Origin of the sequence: Desulfonatronovibrio magnus (assembly GCF_000934755.1) — a bacterium.
Lineage (GTDB): Bacteria > Desulfobacterota > Desulfovibrionia > Desulfovibrionales > Desulfonatronovibrionaceae > Desulfonatronovibrio > Desulfonatronovibrio magnus.
Window position 1 is genome coordinate 1 of record NZ_JYNP01000138.1, and the last position, 2091, is coordinate 2091.

Annotated in this window: 4 protein-coding genes and 1 pseudogene; all 5 read left to right on the forward strand. The window is 41.3% G+C overall.

Annotated elements, in window-relative coordinates:
* The coding region (locus LZ23_RS24680; protein ID WP_198145981.1) for a DUF4160 domain-containing protein at positions 1 to 234 on the forward strand (234 nt) is incomplete at its 5' end.
* Positions 235 to 297: 63 nt separating this feature from the next.
* Positions 298 to 546, forward strand: a complete 249-nt coding sequence (locus tag LZ23_RS11755) for a DUF2442 domain-containing protein (protein ID WP_045214423.1) — start codon at positions 298 to 300, stop codon at positions 544 to 546.
* Between the two features lie 696 nt (positions 547 to 1242).
* The gene (locus tag LZ23_RS11760; RefSeq protein ID WP_045214425.1) at positions 1243 to 1542 is read left to right on the forward strand and encodes a type II toxin-antitoxin system HicB family antitoxin; all 300 of its coding nucleotides are present in this window, start codon (positions 1243 to 1245) and stop codon (positions 1540 to 1542) included.
* A complete protein-coding gene (locus LZ23_RS11765; RefSeq protein ID WP_045214427.1) occupies positions 1535 to 1771 on the forward strand; it encodes a type II toxin-antitoxin system HicA family toxin in 237 nt (78 codons plus the stop codon). Before LZ23_RS11760 ends, LZ23_RS11765 begins: the two co-directional genes overlap by 8 nt.
* A 135-nt stretch (positions 1772 to 1906) precedes the next feature.
* Positions 1907 to 2091 (forward strand): annotated as a pseudogene (locus LZ23_RS11770) (hypothetical protein); the annotation flags it as partial.

Below are 2091 nucleotides of genomic sequence, written 5' to 3' on the forward strand. Positions count from 1 at the left end.
TTGTATCCAGCTGTTATCATTGAGGATACAAGAACAAGCCAAAAATCAAAGTATTTACATGCCTGTCAAGGGATTATACAAACTCGCAACATAAGGGACAGGTTAATTATTGCACTCCCTTCTGTATATGGTGAGTATATTGGAGTATTTAATATTGATACTCTTGAAAAGATAGAAGGCGACCTGCCAAAAAGAGCAGAGCAATTAGTCAAAGACTGGGCAGAGATGCACTAGAAAGATTTAAGAACAATGTGGGACAAGCAAAAATTTTATAAGCTGCCGCCATTGGAGTAACCTATGAGATACCCAAGAATAAGATATGCGCAAGCAATTGATAACCACAATTTGTTGGTTGAATTTGATAACAGTGAAAAGAAAAAGTATGACATATCACCTTTATTGGCACATGAGATATTTGAGCCACTAAGAAATCCCGCATTTTTTAAAGCTGTCCAAGTGGATCAAGGCGGGTATGGTGTGGTCTGGAGTGATTCCATAGATATCAGTGAATATGAACTATGGAAAAATGGTCAAGCAATAGAATAGTATCAGAGATCACGATAAAGATGTGGTCAGTTTTAAGGGAGAGCTTTTCTTCAAAACCGATAAGCCCGACGGAACCCCGCGTTGATTTTTAAAGTACCCCGCATACCCATTATATCCCACTGAGATACTAATAAAAAACATAAATTACTCATTTTCGGTCAAACGCAAAGTGTATAATTTAAGCCTTAACTTACCCATTTTCAGCAGGAGCTGTACGTCATATCTCGAACCGCCCAGTGAAGAAGGCATCGGGTAACAGGTCTCAGGAATCAGTAAGATGGGGGTGCAGTCAGCCAAGGAATTAATTGTTTATCAAAAGGCATACTGAAGGCTGCTGAGCCTTTGAAAGACCGCAAAAAATTCGCTAAGTTTTTCTTAGATCCATGCCCAACTTTAGCTTGGGAATGCGGTTTTGATGTTGCACCAGAGTCATTGTATTATCGTTTAACAAAGAATGTCGCTCCCGGATTAAAGGTTGCATAAACCTGCATACTGTTCTCTGTCGTGAAGGTATAATGAAGCATAAATTTACAACGGTTGGTGGTGTTGAGGGTTTGTATTCAATGAAAAGACTTGTCGGGTGAAGAACATTTACTATCTTTGGCTTGTGGGCTTTTTTGTTGGTGCTTGCCAACTGATCCAGGATGTCCTAAAGTTAAAACAGTACCTAAATGACCAAATGTGATGGAGACATAAATGAACCAGAAATATACCGCCATAGTAAGAAAAAGCGATTCTGATTATATCGCTGTATGCTTAGAGCTCAACCTGGTGGCCCAGGGAAACGATCTGCCCGAAGTTGAAAGAAACCTGCGAGATGCTATTGAATCATACCTGGAGGAAATTGCTTTATCGCCAGATGTTCAAGTAGGGCCAATGCCTATTGAGGAATTTATTGAGTTTTTAAATGATACTGAACCTGAAACCCAGACACAGTCCTCGGAAAAATACATTTTAAAGCCCCTCGAACTCCACGAGGTGGCGACCTATGCTTAAGATCCCATCCATGTCCAGCAAAGAACTTGTTAAGCTTCTGATCAAATCAGGAGCTTTTTTTGTCAGGCAGGGAAAAACCGACCATGCCATATATGCCCGTATGTTTGACGGCAGAAAATATTCAGCCCCAGTCCAGATGGGGAAGAAATCATTAAACCCAATTTATTGCAAGCGGGTATTTCGCCAGCTGAAGTTTACAGACTCCGAAATCATCCAACTCCTGTCCTAACATCCCCCATCTGTGAAAGTGGGGGCAGACAAAACAAAAAGCCAACAGGGACAGACAAAATATGCTTTACTTTTATTTCATATCGGGTAAGTATCCTTCCATCAACACCAAGCGCTCACCATAAGGAGGCCAGCCATGCCAAGAAACGCCAGGTTCACACTACCAGATAGACCAACCGTATACCATGTGATATCCCGCACTGCCCTGCCAGGTTTACCCTTGGGTGATATTGAGAAAGACAAGCTGCTGGATATAATCAGATATTTCAGCAGGATCTATTTTGTGGATATCCTTGGTTTCGCAATTATGGGGAACCACTG